General features: G+C 73.6%; 16 protein-coding genes. 6 read left to right on the forward strand and 10 right to left on the reverse strand.

Going from position 1 to position 17,373, the window contains the following annotated elements; translation table 11 throughout:
- Positions 1 to 40: 40 nt before the first annotated feature.
- From ACVHNB_RS03360 to ACVHNB_RS03390, 7 genes are all read right to left on the reverse strand, one after another.
- The gene (locus tag ACVHNB_RS03360; RefSeq protein ID WP_428952922.1) at positions 41 to 835 is read right to left on the reverse strand and encodes a hypothetical protein; all 795 of its coding nucleotides are present in this window, start codon (positions 833 to 835) and stop codon (positions 41 to 43) included.
- 223 nt (positions 836 to 1,058) lie between these two features.
- Positions 1,059 to 2,279 (reverse strand): acetyl-CoA C-acetyltransferase, encoded by a 1,221-nt coding sequence (locus tag ACVHNB_RS03365; RefSeq protein ID WP_428952921.1) that lies wholly within the window; start codon positions 2,277 to 2,279, stop codon positions 1,059 to 1,061.
- A 147-nt stretch (positions 2,280 to 2,426) separates the two neighbouring features.
- Positions 2,427 to 3,428 carry an ornithine cyclodeaminase family protein gene (locus ACVHNB_RS03370; protein ID WP_428952920.1) on the reverse strand — a complete coding sequence of 334 codons (1,002 nt, stop codon included), beginning with the start codon at positions 3,426 to 3,428 and terminating at the stop codon, positions 2,427 to 2,429.
- A 50-nt stretch (positions 3,429 to 3,478) separates the two neighbouring features.
- Positions 3,479 to 4,411 carry an ABC transporter permease gene (locus ACVHNB_RS03375; protein ID WP_428952919.1) on the reverse strand — a complete coding sequence of 311 codons (933 nt, stop codon included), beginning with the start codon at positions 4,409 to 4,411 and terminating at the stop codon, positions 3,479 to 3,481.
- Entirely contained in the window at positions 4,408 to 5,523 is a 1,116-nt protein-coding gene (locus tag ACVHNB_RS03380) for an ABC transporter permease (RefSeq protein ID WP_428952918.1), read from the reverse strand. Before ACVHNB_RS03380 ends, ACVHNB_RS03375 begins: the two co-directional genes overlap by 4 nt.
- Positions 5,520 to 7,160, reverse strand: coding sequence for an ABC transporter ATP-binding protein (locus ACVHNB_RS03385; protein WP_456227381.1), 1,641 nt, complete (start codon positions 7,158 to 7,160; stop codon positions 5,520 to 5,522). Before ACVHNB_RS03385 ends, ACVHNB_RS03380 begins: the two co-directional genes overlap by 4 nt.
- Positions 7,157 to 8,194 (reverse strand): BMP family ABC transporter substrate-binding protein, encoded by a 1,038-nt coding sequence (locus ACVHNB_RS03390; protein WP_456227382.1) that lies wholly within the window; start codon positions 8,192 to 8,194, stop codon positions 7,157 to 7,159. The genes ACVHNB_RS03385 and ACVHNB_RS03390 overlap by 4 nt, the downstream gene beginning before the upstream one ends.
- Before the next feature lie 166 nt (positions 8,195 to 8,360).
- Here ACVHNB_RS03390 and ACVHNB_RS03395 point away from each other — a divergent pair, with 166 nt between their 5' ends.
- Entirely contained in the window at positions 8,361 to 9,083 is a 723-nt protein-coding gene (locus ACVHNB_RS03395; RefSeq protein WP_428952915.1) for a GntR family transcriptional regulator, read from the forward strand.
- On the opposite strand, the gene ACVHNB_RS03400 is transcribed toward ACVHNB_RS03395, so the two are convergent.
- On the reverse strand, positions 9,080 to 10,123 hold the full coding sequence (locus ACVHNB_RS03400) for an SGNH/GDSL hydrolase family protein (protein WP_456227383.1): 1,044 nt from the start codon (positions 10,121 to 10,123) through the stop codon (positions 9,080 to 9,082). The two genes, ACVHNB_RS03395 and ACVHNB_RS03400, sit on opposite strands and share 4 nt — an antisense overlap.
- Before the next feature lie 152 nt (positions 10,124 to 10,275).
- On the opposite strand from ACVHNB_RS03400, the gene ACVHNB_RS03405 reads away from it, so the two are divergent.
- Entirely contained in the window at positions 10,276 to 11,667 is a 1,392-nt protein-coding gene (locus ACVHNB_RS03405) for a cystathionine beta-synthase (protein ID WP_456227384.1), read from the forward strand.
- Between the two features lie 298 nt (positions 11,668 to 11,965).
- Here the strand turns inward: ACVHNB_RS03405 and ACVHNB_RS03410 are convergent, their stop codons facing one another.
- Positions 11,966 to 12,823, reverse strand: a complete 858-nt coding sequence (locus tag ACVHNB_RS03410) for a MurR/RpiR family transcriptional regulator (protein WP_456227385.1) — start codon at positions 12,821 to 12,823, stop codon at positions 11,966 to 11,968.
- Between the two features lie 168 nt (positions 12,824 to 12,991).
- Between ACVHNB_RS03410 and ACVHNB_RS03415 the strand changes: the two genes are divergently transcribed.
- The 4 genes from ACVHNB_RS03415 to ACVHNB_RS03430 are packed head-to-tail and all read left to right on the forward strand — an operon-like array spanning position 12,992 to position 15,818.
- Positions 12,992 to 13,399: a hypothetical protein gene (locus ACVHNB_RS03415; protein ID WP_456227386.1), complete on the forward strand. Its 408-nt coding sequence runs from the start codon at positions 12,992 to 12,994 to the stop codon at positions 13,397 to 13,399.
- 16 nt (positions 13,400 to 13,415) lie between these two features.
- Complete coding sequence (locus ACVHNB_RS03420) at positions 13,416 to 14,750, forward strand: hypothetical protein (protein ID WP_428952910.1); 1,335 nt, start codon at positions 13,416 to 13,418, stop codon at positions 14,748 to 14,750.
- Positions 14,751 to 14,798: 48 nt separating this feature from the next.
- Positions 14,799 to 15,293 carry a hypothetical protein gene (locus ACVHNB_RS03425; RefSeq protein WP_428952909.1) on the forward strand — a complete coding sequence of 165 codons (495 nt, stop codon included), beginning with the start codon at positions 14,799 to 14,801 and terminating at the stop codon, positions 15,291 to 15,293.
- A 9-nt stretch (positions 15,294 to 15,302) separates the two neighbouring features.
- Positions 15,303 to 15,818 (forward strand): hypothetical protein, encoded by a 516-nt coding sequence (locus ACVHNB_RS03430; RefSeq protein ID WP_428952908.1) that lies wholly within the window; start codon positions 15,303 to 15,305, stop codon positions 15,816 to 15,818.
- A 13-nt stretch (positions 15,819 to 15,831) separates the two neighbouring features.
- Here ACVHNB_RS03430 and ACVHNB_RS03435 read toward each other — a convergent pair whose 3' ends face one another.
- A complete protein-coding gene (locus ACVHNB_RS03435; protein ID WP_428952907.1) occupies positions 15,832 to 17,316 on the reverse strand; it encodes an aromatic amino acid ammonia-lyase in 1,485 nt (494 codons plus the stop codon).
- Positions 17,317 to 17,373: the final 57 nt, after the last annotated feature.

Raw genomic sequence — 17,373 nt, forward strand, 5'->3', positions numbered from 1 at the left:
CGCGCCCCTGGCGGGGCGCTCAACGCCGGCGTTCGAAAAGTCAGGCCGAGGCTATGACCCGGTCCGCCAGGATGTACACGTTGTCGCCGGCGCACTCGAAGGTCAGGGCGTACGCGCCGGAGACGCCGGAGCCGCCGAGGAGGACCGGGGTCTGGCCGTCGCGCAGGGCCGCGGCGAGCTGTTCCGCCGTCTCGCGGTGGCCCGGGGTCATACAGAGCGTCGTGCCGTCGACGAAGACGTAGACGTCGAGCGTGCCGAGCGGGCCCGGGCGGACGTCGGACAGGGCGGTGCGGGTGTGCGCCAGCTCCTCCAGGCACGCCACCGTGCGCTCGTGGTCGCTGGTGACCGGCGACTGGACCGGCACGAAGTCGGGGTGCGAGGGGTGCCGGCGCCGGGCCGCGGCCAGCTCGGGCGACTCGCCCGCGAACTCGTCCTCCGGCTCCAGGGCCGACTCGACGACGGGCTCCAGGCCCGCGAAGTCGGCCTGCCGCGGCAGGAAGAACTCGTCGCTCAGCGCGCTGCCGCCGGTCAGGAACGGCGGCAGCTCCGAGCTGTCGCGCGCCTCCTGCGCGGCCCAGAACGCCCGTGCCTCCGCCAGCTCGCGCTCCCGCTCCTCGGCGAGGGCCTCGGCGACGGCGCCGCGTATGGCGTCGGTGTCGGAAGTGGTGCGCGCGGCGGGCACGCCGGGGTGCGCGCCGGTGGCGGCGGCACGCACCACCTCCTCGCGCAGTTCCGCGATCTGCCGACGCAGACCCCGGACGTTGTGCAGGGTGGCGGCGCCGACGGCCGTGGCAGCGGCCGTGGCGAGCAGCAAAGCAAAGGGGATGGCGCTCACTGACGTACTCCCGGTTTCAAGTCGACCCCCGACTTCCTACATCAGCTTGAAGCCTGGACGAACCAGCTGTCAGTGCATTACGTCACGAATTGGACAGGTCTTTTGGCCGGGTGTTTAGCCCCCATATGGCCTGGGTACGGGCTGACCTGCGAAAATCCATCTCCCCCGAGACGCACGTCACATCCTGGGGGAGATTGGATCACGATTGGGTAGCCGGCTCAGGTCAGCTGAGGCGCTCGATGACCATGGCCATGCCCTGACCGCCGCCGACGCACATGGTCTCCAGGCCGAACTGCTTGTCGTGGAACTGGAGGCTGTTGATCAGCGTGCCGGTGATGCGGGCGCCTGTCATGCCGAAGGGGTGGCCGACGGCGATGGCGCCACCGTTCACGTTCAGCTTGTCCTCGTCGATGCCCAGGTCGCGGGCGGACGGGATGACCTGCGCGGCGAACGCCTCGTTGATCTCGAACAGGTCGATGTCGCCGACGCCGAGACCCGCGCGCTTGAGGGCCTGCTTGCTGGCCTCCACCGGACCGAGGCCCATGATCTCCGGGGACAGGCCGGAGACGCCGGTCGAGACGACGCGGGCGAGCGGGGTCAGGCCGAGCTCCCGGGCCTTCGTGTCGGACATGATCACGAGGGCGGCGGCGCCGTCGTTCAGCGGGCAGCAGTTGCCCGCCGTGACCAGGCCGTCGGGGCGGAAGACGGGCTTGAGGCCCGAGACGCCCTCCAGGGTGACGCCGGCGCGCGGGCCGTCGTCCTTCGACACGACCGTGCCGTCGGGGGTGGTCACCGGGGTGATCTCGCGCTCCCAGAAGCCGTTCTTGATGGCTTCCTCGGCGCGGTTCTGCGAGCGGACACCGAAGGCGTCCATGTCCTCGCGGGTGATGCCCTTCAGGCGCGCCAGGTTCTCGGCGGTCTGGCCCATCGCGATGTACGCGTCCGGGACCAGCCCGTCCTCGCGCGGGTCGTGCCAGCTGGTGTTCTCCTGCGTGGCGACCTCGGCGGTGCGGGCCTCGGCCTCGGCGAAGAACGGGTTGCGGGTGTCGGGCAGCGAGTCCGAGTTGCCCTTGGCGAAGCGGGAGACCATCTCGACGCCGGCCGAGATGAAGACGTCCCCCTCGCCCGCCTTGATGGCGTGCAGGGCCATGCGTGTCGTCTGCAGGGACGACGAGCAGTAGCGGGTGATCGTGCAGCCGGGCAGGTGGTCCATGCCCATCTGCACGGCCACGATGCGGCCCAGGTTGTTGCCCTGCTCGCCGCCGGGCAGACCGCAGCCGAGCATCAGGTCGTCGATGTCGCGCGGGTCCAGCTCGGGGATCTTGGCGAGGGCGGTCTGGATGATCGTCGCGGTCAGGTCGTCCGGGCGCAGATCCTTCAGGGAGCCCTTGAAAGCGCGGCCGATGGGGGAGCGGGCGGCTGAGACGATTACGGCTTCGGGCATCACGGCTCCAGGGGTTTCTGGCGAACGGCAGGACCGCTTGGGAAGTTACCCGTACGTATGGCATAGGTCACCGGTGTGGCCGTGTGACCCCTGACGCATTTTCCTAAGCGCTTGCTCAGGGGGTGCGGTGGGTACGGGAAACAGGCCTCAGGCACCCAGGTCGACCTCCGTGCCCACGCCCCGCTCCCGTGCCGCGTCGACCAGCAGCCGGGCCGCGGCCAGGTCCTGCAGGCCCACGCCCACCGAGTCGAACAGCGTGATGTCGCCGTCCGCGGTGCGGCCGGGACGGCGGCCCGCCAGCACGTCGCCGAGCTCCAGCCGGACGTGGTCGTCGCCGAACGCGCCCTCGGCGAGCGGCACGCAGACCTCGCCGGACTTCGCCCGGGCCGTGGCGTACGAGTCGACGACGACCAGGGACCGGGCGACGCCCTCGGTGTCGATCTCCCGGTGGTCGGCGCGCGGCGGGGCCCCGACCGCGTTCACGTGCAGTCCCGGCGCGAACCAGGCGCCCAGCACGAGCGGCTCACGGGACGGGGTCAGCGTGCACAGGACGTCGGCGGCCTCCGTGACCTCGCGCGGGGTCGCGAGCACCTCGGCCTTCACGTCCAGTTCCGCGGCGATGCGGGCGGCCAGGTCCCGGGCCCGCTCGGGGGTCCGTCCCCACAGCACCACCCGCTCGTAGGGCCGGTGCGGCAGCAGCGCGCGGGCGTGCGCCAGCGCCAGCGGGCCGGTGCCGACCAGGCCGAGCACCCGGGAGTCGGCCCGCGCCAGGGCACGGGTCGCCACGGCGGTGGCCGCCGCGGTCCGCACCCGGGTGAGCGCGGCCCCGTCGAGGAGCGCCTCGCACGCGCCGGTGTCCGCCGCGACGGCCAGCACGGCCGAGCGCTGCACGGGCAGGCCGCGGGCGCGGTTGCCCGGCAGGTCGCTGAGCAGCTTCACCGTCGCGAGCCCGGCGGGCGCGGAGGCCGCGGCCATCGCGAGGTACGCCCCGTCCGTGCCGGGCAGCCGCATCGACGGGGGAGCGGGCAGCGCGGCCCGGCCGAGCGCCAGGTCGACGTGGGCCCGTTCCACCGCCGCGACGACCTGGTCGCCGACCCCGTCGTGGGCGAGCAGCGACAGGATCTCGGAGCGGGTCAGGATCAGGGTCATCCGGCGGGCCTTCCAGAAGAGTCGAGCACGGGGTGCGGGTGCGGGTGCGGTCAGGTGCCGCGTACGAAGGGGACGGTCAGGCCCGAAGGGGCGCGGCTGCGTCCCACCAGGCCGCTCACCGCGAGCAGCGCGAAGACGTACGGCAGCGTCGTCAGGAGCGGCGCCGACAGATGCAGGCCGAGTGCGGGCGCGGCGAACTGCAGGGCCTGCGCGACGCCGAAGAACAGGCAGGCGACGAGCGTCGGCCAGGCCCGCCAGCGGCCCGCGATCACCGCGACGACGGCGAGATAGCCGATGCCGCCCGTGATGTTGTCGCTGAACGCGTGCACCTCGGACAGGGCCAGCTGGGCACCGGCGAGGCCGGACACGGCGCCGGTCAGCAGCACGGCCGCGTACCGGACGGTGCGGACCGGCAGGCCGCAGCGGTCGGCGGTCCCCGCGTCCTCACCGACCGCGTCCAGGGCCAGGCCCCAGGGCGTCCGCCGGGACAGGCCGAACGCGAGCGCGCCGGCGATCACGAACGCCCCGTAGCCCAGGACCGTCTGCTCGAAGAGCGCCGGGCCGAGGACCGGGATGCGGTGCAGTCCGGGCACGGGCAGCGGCGCGAAGCCGGACACGTCGTCGGAGGTGCCGGACGTGCCGTCGCCGAACAGCAGGCGGGAGCCGTAGGTGGTGGCGCCCAGCGCGAGGGCGTTCGCGGTGATACCGGTGACGATCTGGTCGGCCCGCAGCGTGACGCTCAGCAGGGCCTGCAGCGCCGCGAACAGCAGCCCCGCCACGAGCGCTGCCAGCACGCCGACGGCCGCGCTGCCGGAGGCCAGGGAGCCCGCCGCGCCCGCGAAGGCACCGGTGAGCATCATGCCCTCGACGGAGAGGTTGAGGACCCCGGCGCGTTCGCTGACCAGCTCCCCGGAGGAGGCCAGCAGCAGCGGCACGGCCAGGCGCACGCCGCCCGAGGCGAGTTCGTCGAGTACGGCGCTCATCGGGTTCCTCCCCGCTGCCCGCGCGCGGTCCAGAGCATGGCCGCGGCGATGAGCAGCACCAGCAGGCTCTGCACGATCTGCACGGACGAGGCGGGCACCCCGGCCGCGAGCTGGAGGTTGATGCCGCCGTTGGTCAGGAAGCCGAAGAGCAGCGAGACGGCGGCGACCGCGGTCAGCGAGCCGCGTGCCAGCAGGCCGACGACCAGGCCCGAGAAGCCGTAGCCGGACGAGAAGTGCTCGGCGAGCACGTACGGGGCGGTGGCGACCAGGGCCGCGCCCGCCACGCCCGCGAGACCGCCGGCCACCGCCAGGCCGCCGCCCTCCAGGCGGGCCACGGGCAGCCCGAGCCGTGCGGAGGCGGCGGGCGAGTGGCCGACCGACTTCAGGCGCAGGCCCACGGCGGTGCGGCGCAGCACGACGCCCGCCACGACGGCGGCGACCGCGGCGACCAGGACGACGGCGGTCGCCGGGGACTCGACGCCCGCGATCAGCGGGAGCCGGGCGCCCGCCGGCAGCGGCGCGGACTGCGGCAGCGTCTCCGACGAGGTGACGGGCTGGCGCAGCAGCGCCTCCTCGTGGACGGCGACCGAGACGAGACCGACGCCGACGAAGTTCAGGAGCAGCGTCGTGATCACCTCGCTGGTGCCGCGCCGGGTCCGCAGCCAGGCCGCGATCCCGGCCCAGGCGGCGCCCGCGGTAAAACCGGCGACGAGCACGAGCGGGACGCCGACCGCGCCGGGGACCTGCGCGGGCAGGGCCAGCCCGACGGCCGCGGCGGCGACGCCACCGGCGCACAGCTGGCCCTCGCCGCCCACGTTCACCAGGCCCGCCCGGTGCGCGACGGTGAAGCCCGTGGCGATCAGGGCGAGCACGGCCGCGGAGTTCAGCGAGCTGCCCACGGCGTACGGGCTGCCGAACATGCCCTCGTCCAGGGCGGCCCAGGCGGTGGCCGGGTCGGTGCCCGCCGCGGCCGCCAGGACCAGTCCGGCCCCGGCGGCGAGCAGCGCGGCGAGGGCCGCCACGGTGACGGGATGGCGCAGCAGGGCGGCGGCCGTTCGCCGCCGCGCGGGCCGCGGGCCGGCCGGGGCCGGAGCCGTGAGGGTGGGCGTCATCGGGGGTCCTTCGACGGGAGAGGAACGGGAGGAGCGTCATCGGGGGACTGGGGCGCGGCGGCGTCGCCGGCCTCGTGGGCCGGGGCGGCGGTGCCGAGCATCAGGTGGGCGATCCGGTCCCGCGCCCCCGGCTCCCGCGGGTCCACGGGGCCGAGCAGACGGCCCCGGTAGGCGACGGCCACGCGGTCGCACAGGGCGAGCAGTTCGCCGAGTTCGCTGGAGACGAGCAGGACGCCCGCGCCCGCCCGGGCCGCCTGGCGGACGCGGGTGTGCACGGCGTCGACCGCGCCCACGTCGAGGCCGCGGGTCGGCTGGGCGGCGGCCAGGCAGCGCAGCGGGTCCAGACCCAGCTCCCGCGCCATGACGGCCTTCTGCTGGTTGCCGCCGGAGAGCGAGGACATGGGGGCGGTCGGGCCCGCCGCGCGGATGCCGTGCGCGGACATGACCTCGGCGGCCGCCCGGTGCAGCGCGGCACGGTCCAGGAACACCCCGGCCCTGCGGAACTCGCCGAGCCGGCCCAGGAACAGGTTCTCGGCGACCGACAGCGCGGGCACGCAGCCCTCGTGGTGCCGGTCCTCGGGGACGACGCCGAGCCCGGCGCGGGTGCGCTCACGGGGCGCGGCCCGGGTCAGATCCCGCCCGGCGAGCTCCAGGCAGCCGCCGTCCGGGGCGAGCGAGCCGCCGAGCACCGCCATCAGCTCGCTCTGCCCGTTGCCCTCCACGCCCGCGACGCCGACGACCTCGCCCGCCCCGACGCCGAGCGTCACGTCCTGAAGGGCGTACGACCCGTCGGGGCGCCGCACGGTCAGCTCGCGCAGCCGCAGCACGGGCGGTGCCGCCCCCTCGACGCCGCCCGTCCGGGCGGGAGCCGGGCCGGCCGCCGCGAGCCCGATCGTCTCCGCGAGCGACGTGTCCAGGTCCTGCGCGGGCCGCCCGATCATCAGCGGCACGAGGCGGTCCGGCGGCAGCTCCGCGAGGGGCCCGCCGCCCGCCACCCGGCCGCCGCGCAGCACCGTCGCCGCGTCGCCCGCGCGGGCCACCTCGCCGAGCTTGTGCGTCACCAGGACCACGGCCCGGCCCGCGTCGGCGATCCGCCGGCACGTCGCGAGGAGCGCCTCCACCTCGGGTGCCCCGAGGACGCCGGTCGGCTCGTCGAGCAGCAGCAGCCGCGGCTCGCGCAGCAGCGCCTTCACGATCTCCACCCGCTGGCGCACCCCGACCGGCAGGGCCGACACCCGGGCGTCCAGGTCGAGCGCGAGCCCGTACTCCTCGCGCACCCTGGCCAGCCGCCCCGGCAGGTCCCGCAGCCGCAGCAGCCGCAGGTTCTCACCGACCGTCAGGGTCGGTACGAGGCTGAAGTGCTGGTGGACCATGGCGATCCCGGCGGCGAGCGCGTCGGCGGGACGGCGCGGCGCGTACGGCTCCCCGTACAGCGTGAGCGCGCCCGAGTCCGGCGCCAGCGAACCGCCGATGACATGGCACAGGGTGGACTTGCCCGCGCCGTTCTCGCCGAGCACGCAGTGCACGGTGCCCGCGGCGACGGTGAGACGGACGTCGTCGAGGGCGCGGACGGCGCCGAACGACTTGCCGAGCCCGGTGATGTCCAGGGCGGCCGGGGAGGGGGCGGCCGTGCTCATCGGGTCGTGATCTCCCCGTCGGCGATCTTCTTCTTCAACTCGTCGAGCTTCTTGGTGACTTCGGGGCCGGCGTCCGCCGAGTCGCACAGCACGATGTCGTTCTGCGGGTCCTCGAAGGTCAGCCCGAAGTGGACGGCCTTGGCCTTCCAGCTGCCCGCGGCCAGCTGGTCGACGGCGTACTCGATCTCGGCGCCGATGTCCGTCTCGACGTATCCGGCGTACGCCGAACCCGCCGCGCACGTGTGGGCGACCGGGCCGCCGATCAGCGTGCCCTTGCGCTGGGCCGCAGCCTGGGCGACGCCCTTGTGGCCGAGGTTCAGGATCTGGCCGAGGACGTCGGCGCCCGCGCCGTAGTCGGCGAGCGCGGACTGCTTGGCCTTCGCCACGTCGTTGAAGTCGCCGACGTACTGCGGCGCGAGGACCTTGACCTTCGGGTCGGCCGCCTTGGCCCCGTTCTCGTACTCCTTGGCCGCGTTGACGATGGCGGGCAGCTCGGCGCCGCCGACGAACGCGACCGTGCCCTTCTCGGAGAGCAGCGCGGAAGCCGCCCCGGCGAGGAACGCGGCCTCGGCCTGCTGGGGGTCGTACAGCGCGAGATTGGCGAGCGGCTTGCCGTCCGCGGGGCCGCCGATCTCCACGAACTTCACCTTCGGGAAGCGCGGCGCGACCTTGCGCACGGCGGCGTCCGTCTGCCCGCCGAGCGAGATGACGAGGTCGGAGGTGCTCGCGAAGCGGACCAGGGCGCTCTCGTAGTCGGCGGCCTGGACCTGCTCGACCTTGCGGAAGGACGCCTTCCCGGCGTGTGTCTTCGCGGCACGCTGGTAGCCGAGGTACGCCGACTGCATGAAGCCGTCGTCGGAGAGCGAACCGGGGAAGAGGACACCGACCTTGAGGTCGTCGCCGGTACTGCTGCCGGCGGCGGAGGACGCGTCGCCCCCGCAGCCCGTGAGCAGCGCGAGTCCTGCGGTGACCGCGACGGCGGCCGTGAGGGTGGTGGTGCGGGGACGGGAACGGAGCGGACGGGAGTGCGCCACTGCTGTGCCTCCAGGGGACGGGGCCCGCGAGCCGGTTAGTGGTATACCGTTGCGCGGCTCAGTTTCGGGTCGCCGTGTTGCCGTGGTGTCACGGGGCGGTTAGCAGTGGCGGCACACCCCCGCGGGCCGCCTACTGTGGACGCGAACCGGCAGGTCGGGAGGGACCGTGGTGACAGCAGTCGGAGTGCCCCGTACGGAGCGCGGCTCCCTGCGGGACCGTGCGTACGAAACGCTGCGGCGGCGCATCGTCGAGGTCGAACTCCAGCCGGGCGAGCGCCTGGTGGAACGCGACCTCGCCGCCGACCTCGACGTCTCACGCATCCCCCTGCGCGAGGCCCTGCGCCTGCTCGCCGCCGAGGGACTCGTGCTCCTCGTGCCGCACCGGGGCGCGCTCGTCGCCCCCTTCACCCCCTCCGACGTCCGCGACCTCTTCGACGTACGGGAGTCACTGGAGGCCCTCGCGGCACGACTGGCCGCGGAGCGCGGCGACACCGCGGGACTCAGCCGCCTGGAGCGGCGCCTGCGGCAGGCACGGGCCGCCACCCGTACGGGTGACCGCAAGGGCATCGCCGCCGCCAACGCGGGATTCCACACGGACATCGTGGAACTCGCCGCCAACCCCCTGCTCAGCAACATGATGCGCCCCCTCGAAGCGCGCACGCACTGGCTGTTCCGCCTCACCGCCCAGCGCGACCCGGCCCAGCAGTGCGCCGAGCACGAGGAGCTCTACGAGGCGATCGCCTCCGGCGCGGGCGAGCGGGCCGGCGAACTGGCCATGGCCCACGTCACCAGCGGCCGCGCCACCAGCCTGGCCCTGGCCGAGCAGTGGTCCCGCCCCGAGGTCGACCCCCAGGCGGTGGCGGCCCGCCGACGCCGCAAGGCTCCCTAGGAGGCCCCCGGCGCGCCGGAGGAGCTGAACCCGGCCGGCGCCGGGTCCTGGGTGGGCGTGCGGCGCCGCCGCCTGCGCTTCAACAGGGCCCACGGACCGCGCGGGCCCGTCGGCATCGCCGCCGTCACCTCCGTGCCGCCCTCCTCGACCGCCTTCGCCGCCGCACGGGCGACCGGCAGGAAACCCTCCGCGCGGGAGACGTCCGGGTGCTCCTCGTCCGGCCAGACGCCGAGCGCCGCGCACAGGGTCGGCAGCAGCGCCATCGCCGCTGTCTGGTACCCCTCCGCCGACGGGTGGTAGTTGTCCGGGCCGAACAGCTCGCGCGGGTTCGCCGAGAACTCGGGACCCAGCAGATCGCCCAGCGACACCGTCCGCCCGCCCTGCTCCACCGTGCCGATGGTCTGCGCCGCCGCGAGCTGCCGCGACGCACGCCGGGCCAGCCAGCGCAGCGGCTGCTGCACCGGCTCCACCGAACCGAGATCCGGACAGGTGCCGACCACGACCTCCGCACCGGCCGTGCGCAACCGCCGTACCGCCGCCGACAGATGACGCACGGACTTCGTCGCGGGGATCCGGTGCGTCACGTCGTTCGCGCCGATCATGATCACGCAGACGTCCGGCTGCCAGTCCGGATCCGCGAGGATCAGCGCCACCTGACGGTCCAGATCGTCCGACTGGGCCCCGGGCAGCGCCACGTTGCGCAGCTGCACCGCGCGCTCCGCGACCGCCGCGAGCCCCGACGCGAGCAGCGCCGCCGGGGTCTGCCGGGCCCGGTGCACGCCCTGCCCCGCCGCCGTGGAGTCGCCCAGCACGGCGAACCGCACCGGCTCGGCGCCCACATCGGCGTACGCCCTCCCGTACAGGCCGTCGGCCGAGGGGACATGGACCGGCTCGGTGCCGTGGTTGCCCACCTGGCGCCGTGCGATCTGCACCTCGGCCAGCACCACCCCGACCGCGGCCGCGCCCAGCAGCCCGATCCCGCCGCCGCCGTACGCCGCCCCCGCGGCGATCCGCCGTGCCACCCTCGCCCTGCTCGACATGTTCCGCGGCCACCTGCCTCTGCTACGCGACTCTTCACCGGCTTCAAGAAGTCCTTGCCCCGTAATCACCGTCGGCCAATCGCAACGGAACATGAAGGGCCGGTACGCGGCATACGCTGACCGCAACCCTCTGTAGGAGACCCGGAGACAACGTGCAGATCCACGACTCGATGATCAGTCTCGTCGGCAACACCCCGCTGGTGAGGCTCAACAAGGTGACCGAAGGGCTTCGGGCGACTGTCCTGGCCAAGGTCGAGTACTTCAATCCCGGCGGTTCCGTGAAGGACCGCATCGCGCTGCGCATGATCGAGGCCGCCGAGAAGAGCGGCGAGCTCCGCCCCGGCGGCACGATCGTGGAGCCGACCAGCGGAAACACCGGGGTCGGGCTCGCCATCGTGGCGCAGCAGAAGGGGTACAAGTGCATCTTCGTGTGCCCCGACAAGGTCTCCACGGACAAGATCAACGTGCTGCGCGCGTACGGCGCCGAGGTGGTGGTCTGCCCGACCGCCGTCGACCCCGAGCACCCGGACTCGTACTACAACGTCTCCGACCGGCTCGTCAGGGAGACCCCGGACGCCTGGAAGCCCGACCAGTACAGCAACCCGAACAACCCCCTCTCCCACTACCACTCGACCGGCCCCGAGCTGTGGGAGCAGACCGAGGGGCGGATCACGCACTTCGTCGCCGGCGTCGGCACGGGCGGCACCATCTCCGGCACCGGCCGGTACCTGAAGGACGCCAGTGACGGGCGGGTCCGCGTCGTCGGCGCCGACCCCGAGGGCTCGGTGTACTCGGGCGGATCCGGGCGGCCGTACCTCGTCGAGGGCGTCGGCGAGGACTTCTGGCCGACCGCGTACGACCGCGAGGTCGCCGACGAGATCGTCGCCGTGTCCGACAAGGACTCGTTCCAGATGACGCGCCGCCTCGCCAAGGAGGAGGGCCTGCTCGTCGGCGGCTCCTGCGGAATGGCGGTCGTGGCGGCCCTGCGGGTCGCGGAGGGCCTCGGCCCGGACGACGTCGTGGTCGTGCTGCTGCCGGACAGCGGGCGCGGGTACCTCAGCAAGATCTTCAACGACGAATGGATGGCTGACTACGGGTTCCTGGAGGACTCCGGGCCCAGCGCGCGCGTCGGCGACGTCCTGCGGGACAAGGACGGCGGCGCGCTGCCCGAACTCGTGCACATGCACCCCGAGGAGACGGTCGGTCAGGCCATCGACGTGCTGCGCGAGTACGGCGTCTCGCAGATGCCGATCGTCAAGCCGGGCGCCGGTCACCCGGACGTGATGGCCGCCGAGGTCATCGGCTCGGTCGTGGAGCGGGAGCTGCTCGACGCGCTGTTCGCCCAGCGGGCCTCCCTGGGGGACCCGCTGGAGAAGCACATGTCGGCGCCGCTGCCGCAGGTCGGTTCCGGTGAGCCGGTGGCGGACCTGATGGCCGTGCTCGGTTCGGCCGACGCCGCGATCGTGCTGGTCGAGGGCAAGCCGACGGGCGTGGTCAGCCGGCAGGACCTGCTGTCCTTCCTGGCCAAGGGCGTCGCCAAGTAGGTTCGCGAAAACGGTACGAGCACGTCACGTGCGCGCAGCACCGGCTTAACACGCGACCGGCAGATTAGGGGATGTCGGAAGGGGCGGGAGCGGCTCCCCGCCCCACCCGGCACCAAGCGGCGTCAAGGAACCTCCGGAGCGGCTCCCGGACCTCCATGGACGCCCTGGACGTGGCGACCCGGCCCTGACCCGGTTCCGCGTCCCTCGCGGGGACCGCCGTCGTCCCGCCCCCCGTCACAGGGGGTGCGGCGGTCCCCGCGCAAATCTCTTTCCGCGCCGGACGGGCTCCGGGCGGCTCTCACTCCACGAACAGGCCGCGCTCCGCCGCCCGTACGTCGAACTCCTCCAGGCGCGCCTGTGCCTGGGGGAGCCCGTCGCACATCGCCTCCAGGAGCACCCGTCCGAGCAGCATCGGCGCGCATGCCGTGTCGAAGGCGAGGCCGGTGCCGACCGCGGCGGGCAGCAGGAGGTCGGAGTGCCTGGCGACCGGTGCGAACGCGGAGTCGGCGACCGTGACCACGGTCAGGCCGGCCTCCTTGGCGTGGGCGAGGGCGTCGACGACCTCGCGCGGATGGCGCGGCAGCGCGAAGCAGAGCAGGGTCGTGGCCCCGGCCCGGACGGCGGCGTCGATCCGGTCGGCGAGCATCGTGCCGCCCTCGTCGAGGAGGCGTACGTCGGGGTGGACCTTCGCCGCGAAGTAGGAGAAGCCGTACGCCTGGGAGGCCGCGGCCCGCAGGCCCAGCACCGGCAACGGCCGTGAGGCGGCGAGGAGTCGGCCCGCCCGCTCGACGGGGGACGGGTCGGCGAGCAGGTCCGCCAGGTGCCGCAGGTTGGCGATCTCGGCCTCGACGGCCTGCTGGTACTCGTTGGCCTGGGCGGCGGCGGCCGGTTCGGCGGGGGCCACCTCGCGCAGGTGCCTGCGCAGCGCCGGATAGCCGTCGAAGCCGAGGGCGACCGCGAACCGGGTCACCGAGGGCTGGCTGACCCCGGCCAGCTCGGCCAGTTCCACGGACGACAGGAACGGCACGTCGGCCGCGCGCCGCACCATGCAGTGGGCGATGCGCCGCTGGGTGGGTGTGAGGCGGTGGCCCTCGAAGAGGTGCTGGAGGCGGGCGGCGGGGCTGTGCCCGCCCGTGCCGTTGTCCGTGTCGCTCATGACTCCCCGTCGGTCCATTCAACGATCCCTTGGCATGCATGAGTTTATTCAGGGCGAGGGCGGGGCGCCAGGTTTCGGCCATGCCCGCTAGTGTGCATCGCGAGTTTGTGTGGCACGCCTGAGGGGCGTGTGCCTGCTGAACACATCGATACGCAACGGGGGTTGCCCATGGGATCCGGCAGTGGCGGCGAGCAGACGCTCGCCAGCTCGGCGAGCGACAAGAAGCGCGCGGCCAAGTACCTGGAAGAGACCCTCATGCCGGACACCGGGTCCGCGTCCCGGATGGGCGACGGCGGTGGCGCGCGCCCGCCGCTGCTCGTCGCCCCGACCGCCCCGGCGAGCCCGCTGGTCGTCAAGCAGGACACGGGCCTCAAGGGGCTCGGCAACTGGGCCTCCGACCAGGGGATCTCCGATGCGCTGGTCGCCTGGCAGGGCTCGGCGGGCAAGCTGATGGGGCGCCTGCAGATGGAGCTCAGCGGGCTGCACGGCACGAAGAACCTGCTCCAGGGCACGGACGCCGGCGTCGGGTCGCAGGCCGGAGCGGTCCGCCCGCCCAGCAGCTTCGACGGAATGTGACGGGGCGGGCACCGGCATGGCGCTGACCTATGACGACGTGATGACCGCGGACCTGTCGCCGTTCTCGGACGTGTCCGAGGCGTGGAAGAAGATGGGCAACCGTTTCGGCGAGCTGAAGACCGACTACGAGAAGAACGTCCAGAGCGTGCTGGGCAACGGCAACTGGCAGGGCCTCGCCTACAGCACCCAGCAGCAGACCGCCTCGGCCACGGCCTTCGAGTACGGGGCGGCCAAGGCGGAGGCGCTGGCGATCGCCTCGCTCCTCTCGGACGCGCACACCACGCTGACCCGCCTGCAGAAGGCCGTCAAGGATCTGGTCGACGAGGCGGAGAAGAAGGACTACAAGGTCGACAGCCACGGCAAGGCGACCTATGTCGGCTTCGACAAGCTCGACGAGCAGGCCAAGTTCGCCCTGCACCACGACCCCGACTATCCGCGGCTGCTGGCCGACGCGCGGGAGAAGGCGCAGGGCTTCACCGACGACATAGCCAAGGCGGTCAAGGCCGTCGACGACGCGGACCAGAGCGTGAAGCGGGCGCTGTCCCGTGCGACGAGCGACGTGTCCGGGGACGGCATCGGGTTCGGCGGGTTCAACGCGCATGCCGACGGTGACCTGGCGAAGGCCGGGAAGCCGGAGCCGAAGGAGAAGAAGAAGGACGGCGGCTGGGTGTCCGACGGCGAGGCCGAGGCGACCGGCCCGGGCGCGGACGCGTCGGCCACCGGCCCCGATGTCGGCTCGGGCAAGCTCGGCGAGGCAGAGGCCCACGCCGACCTGGGCCGGGCGACCGCGGAGGGCTCGCTCACCAACGGGCCGTTCAAGCTGGCCGGTGAGGCGGAGGCGTACGCCGGTGCCAAGGCCGGGATCAGCGGCGGCATCACCAACGAGGGGATCAACGGCGAGGCCAGTGTCTTCGTCGGCGGTGAGGCGTCGTCCAAGGGCAGCGCCTACGCCGGACCCGTCGGGGTCTACGGCCGAGCCGAGGCGAAGGCGGGCGCCGAGGCGACCGCCGGGATCGACGTGGGCAAGGACGGCTTCCACGCCGGTGGCGAGGCGTTCGCCGGCGCGAAGGGCGGCGTGACCGGCGGCGCCGACATCGGCGGTATCGGCGCGGGTGTCACCGCCGAGGGGTACGTGGGGCCCGGCGCCGAGGCCAATCTGGACTTCGGCAAGAACGAGCAGGGCGTCTGGAAGTTCACGTCCAAGGTCGGCGCCTCTCCGATCGTCGGCGGCGGCCTGGGCTTCGAGTTCACGGTCGACCCGGGGAAGGTCGCCGACACCGCGGGCGACTTGGTCGGCGCCATCGGGGATGGCGCGAGCTCTCTCGGGCACGCGATCGGCGGTCTGTTCTGATGCGGGCCGTCGCAGGCCGCCGTGTCGCCGTAGTAAGGAGCACCTGAGATGTCCACGATCCTTCCCGTGCCGATCACGTTCAAGCTGCCGGACGGCTGGCATGCCGCGGCGCCGGACAAGGCCGGGGCCCCGGGGGCGGCGTTCGTCGCGCTGCACCCCTACCCGGACGCGGGGTTCACCGCGAACATCACCATCGACGGCGAGTACCGGCCGGACGGGTCGACGCTCGCGCAGATCGCCGACGAGTCCGTGGAGCGCCTGCGCCAGGCCGTGACCTCGGTCGAGGTCAGGGACCGGCAGGAGGTCGGCTCGGCCGAGGCCCCCGGTCTGGCCCAGACGCTGGAGATCGCCACCGTGGCCGGAGGCGTGGACCGCGATCTGGTGCAGTCGCAGGTGTACCTGGCCCTGCTGGACGTCGCCGACGGGACCAAGCGGGCGGTGACCCGGCTGGTCCTGACGGCCACGGCGTCGCAGTTCCCCACGGTCGTGGGCGACTTCCAGGAGTTCATGAGCACGGTCCGACCGGACACCGACACGGCATAGGTTGAACGCATGGGACTCTTCGACAAGCTGACCGGATCCAGGCGCCCCGAGAGCGGGGTCGCGCCCGGCACGGCCGACGACGTGCGGGCGGCGCTGCTCGCCCTCAACACGGACGACGTCCCGTACGTCGTGCGGAACGGGGACGGCACGGACGGGGTGGACCTGGTGGCGGAGTGGCGGATCGCGGAACCGGCCTGGCACACCTTCTTCGCCCGCACCCAGACCACGCACAACGTCCGGATCCGGATGCGCCTCGACCACGAGAACCACGAGGTGCGCGCGGTCGAGGAGCAGTGGGAGTTCGAGTGGGTGGGCAACCCGCCGCGCCCGCAGCTGTCGACGGAGTACTCGCGGGGCCCGGACCGGACCGTGACCCGGCAGTGGACCATCGAGCGCGGCGACAACGGACGCCTGCAGGCCACGGAGGACTTCCGCTTCGACGCGTCGGACCTGCGCAGGCCGCTGCGGGACGCCGCGCTCACGACGGGCTGGGGCTGGCGGGGCCTGGTCTTCGGCAAGCTCTGAGGAGGCCGGCGCCTCAGTCCGCCAGCCGGTCCAGCAGACCGGTCGCCCGCTCCACGTCGAGCGTGAGCGGCCGGTCCGTCAGGTCCGGTTCCAGTTCCGCGTCGGCCGTGGCGAAGGCCCGGCCCACCGGGACGGACAGGTCGGGGCGGAAGTCGCGCAGCCGCAGGGCGCGGACCGCCGCCACCAGTTCGCAGGCCACGACCTGGCGGTAGGCGGTGCAGGCGCGCAGGCTCTGGCGGGCGGCCAGGGACGCGAAGCTGGCCTGTTCCTCGACGCCTCGGGAGAGGACCGCGTGGCCCAGGGACGCGGGGGCCGAGAAGGCGCGGAGATCGCCGAGGGCGGCCCCGGCGGCGTACTCCAGGATCATCACGCCCGAGGCGCCCGGCTCGCCGTCCGCGAGGAAGGGGCGCAGGCGCGTGTAGGCCGGCTCGTTGAGGGTGGACAGGCGGGACGTCGAGAGCCGGGCCACCTGGGTGACGGAGAGCCTGAAGTGGTCCAGGGCCAGGGCGAGTTGTGCCATGTAGAAGCCGCCGTGGTGGTACGCGGCCATGTCCTCGGCGGAGATCAGCGGGTTCTCGGCGGCCGCGTTGATCTCGACCGTGAGGACGTCCTCCAGGGCGTCCGCCGCGTCCTGCGCCGGGCCGTGGATCTGCGGTACGCAGCGGAATCCGTACGGGTCCTGGATGCGGCCCAGCGGCGGGGTGGGGCGGTCGGGGGCGCCCAGGATCGCGCGCATCCGGGCCGCCACGTCGTAGGAGCCGTGGTGGTGGCGGGCCTCGTGGACGGGGAGCGCGTACGCCTCGTAGGAGCCGTCGACGGCCAACAGGCTGAGGGCGGCCACCAGTTGGGTCGCGGCCAGCAGTGAGCGCAGCTCGTGCAGGGCCAGTGCCGACTGGCCGAGGGTGAGGGCGTTGCTGGAGATCAGGGCCAGCGCGTCGTTGTTGTCGAGCGGCTGGGCGGCCGGCGGTGTGCCCTTGCCGCGCCACGGGTGTTCGCCCGCGAGTGCCAGTCCCATCTGGGCGAGCGGCGCGATGTCGCCGGTGCCGACCGAGCCGTGCTCGTTGACCGCCGGGTGCGCGCCGTTGCCCAGCGCCTCGCACAGGGCCGTCACGACGGTGGGGCGCAGGCCGGCGCCGCCCGCGAGCAGCTGGTTCGCGCGGACCGCGAGCATCGCGCGGACCTCCCGCTCGGGCAGCTCGTCGCCGATCGCGCCCGCGTGGCTGCGCAGCAGGCGCAGGCCGTGGTCGGCGGCGGCCTCGGTGGGCACGTCCTCGGAGCGGTTCGCGCCGACGCCGGTGGAACGGCCGTAGACGCGGCCCCACGCGGCGATCTCGCGGGCCGCGTTCCAGGACTCCTCGACCCGCTTCATGGCGTCGGTGCCGGGGACCGGGCGGGCGCTCGCGTCGGCGAGGCGGACCACGTCGGCGACCGGGAGGCCGTGGCCGTCGAGCACGACGACGGGGGGCATCGCGCTCGATGCGCTCACCGAATGGGGCATCACGTGCTGTTCCTCCTCGAACCGTTCTCTCTCGCCCGCAACGGGGCAGCGCGTCTC

The sequence above is a fragment of the Streptomyces sp. YJ-C3 genome (assembly GCF_053891275.1).

Bases quoted from the DNA above. Each gene is read 5' to 3' on its own strand.
- ACVHNB_RS03400 (WP_456227383.1), bottom strand. From the start codon at position 10,123: ATGTCGAGCAGGGCGAGGGTGGCACGGCGGATCGCCGCGGGGGCGGCG.
- ACVHNB_RS03385 (WP_456227381.1), bottom strand. From the start codon at position 7,160: ATGAGCACGGCCGCCCCCTCCCCGGCCGCCCTGGACATCACCGGGCTC.
- ACVHNB_RS03375 (WP_428952919.1), bottom strand. From the start codon at position 4,411: ATGAGCGCCGTACTCGACGAACTCGCCTCGGGCGGCGTGCGCCTGGCC.
- ACVHNB_RS03365 (WP_428952921.1), bottom strand. From the start codon at position 2,279: ATGCCCGAAGCCGTAATCGTCTCAGCCGCCCGCTCCCCCATCGGCCGC.
- ACVHNB_RS03380 (WP_428952918.1), bottom strand. From the start codon at position 5,523: ATGACGCCCACCCTCACGGCTCCGGCCCCGGCCGGCCCGCGGCCCGCG.
- ACVHNB_RS03430 (WP_428952908.1), top strand. From the start codon at position 15,303: ATGGGACTCTTCGACAAGCTGACCGGATCCAGGCGCCCCGAGAGCGGG.
- ACVHNB_RS03370 (WP_428952920.1), bottom strand. From the start codon at position 3,428: ATGACCCTGATCCTGACCCGCTCCGAGATCCTGTCGCTGCTCGCCCAC.
- ACVHNB_RS03425 (WP_428952909.1), top strand. From the start codon at position 14,799: ATGTCCACGATCCTTCCCGTGCCGATCACGTTCAAGCTGCCGGACGGC.
- ACVHNB_RS03415 (WP_456227386.1), top strand. From the start codon at position 12,992: ATGGGATCCGGCAGTGGCGGCGAGCAGACGCTCGCCAGCTCGGCGAGC.
- ACVHNB_RS03435 (WP_428952907.1), bottom strand. From the start codon at position 17,316: ATGCCCCATTCGGTGAGCGCATCGAGCGCGATGCCCCCCGTCGTCGTG.
- ACVHNB_RS03420 (WP_428952910.1), top strand. From the start codon at position 13,416: ATGGCGCTGACCTATGACGACGTGATGACCGCGGACCTGTCGCCGTTC.
- ACVHNB_RS03410 (WP_456227385.1), bottom strand. From the start codon at position 12,823: ATGAGCGACACGGACAACGGCACGGGCGGGCACAGCCCCGCCGCCCGC.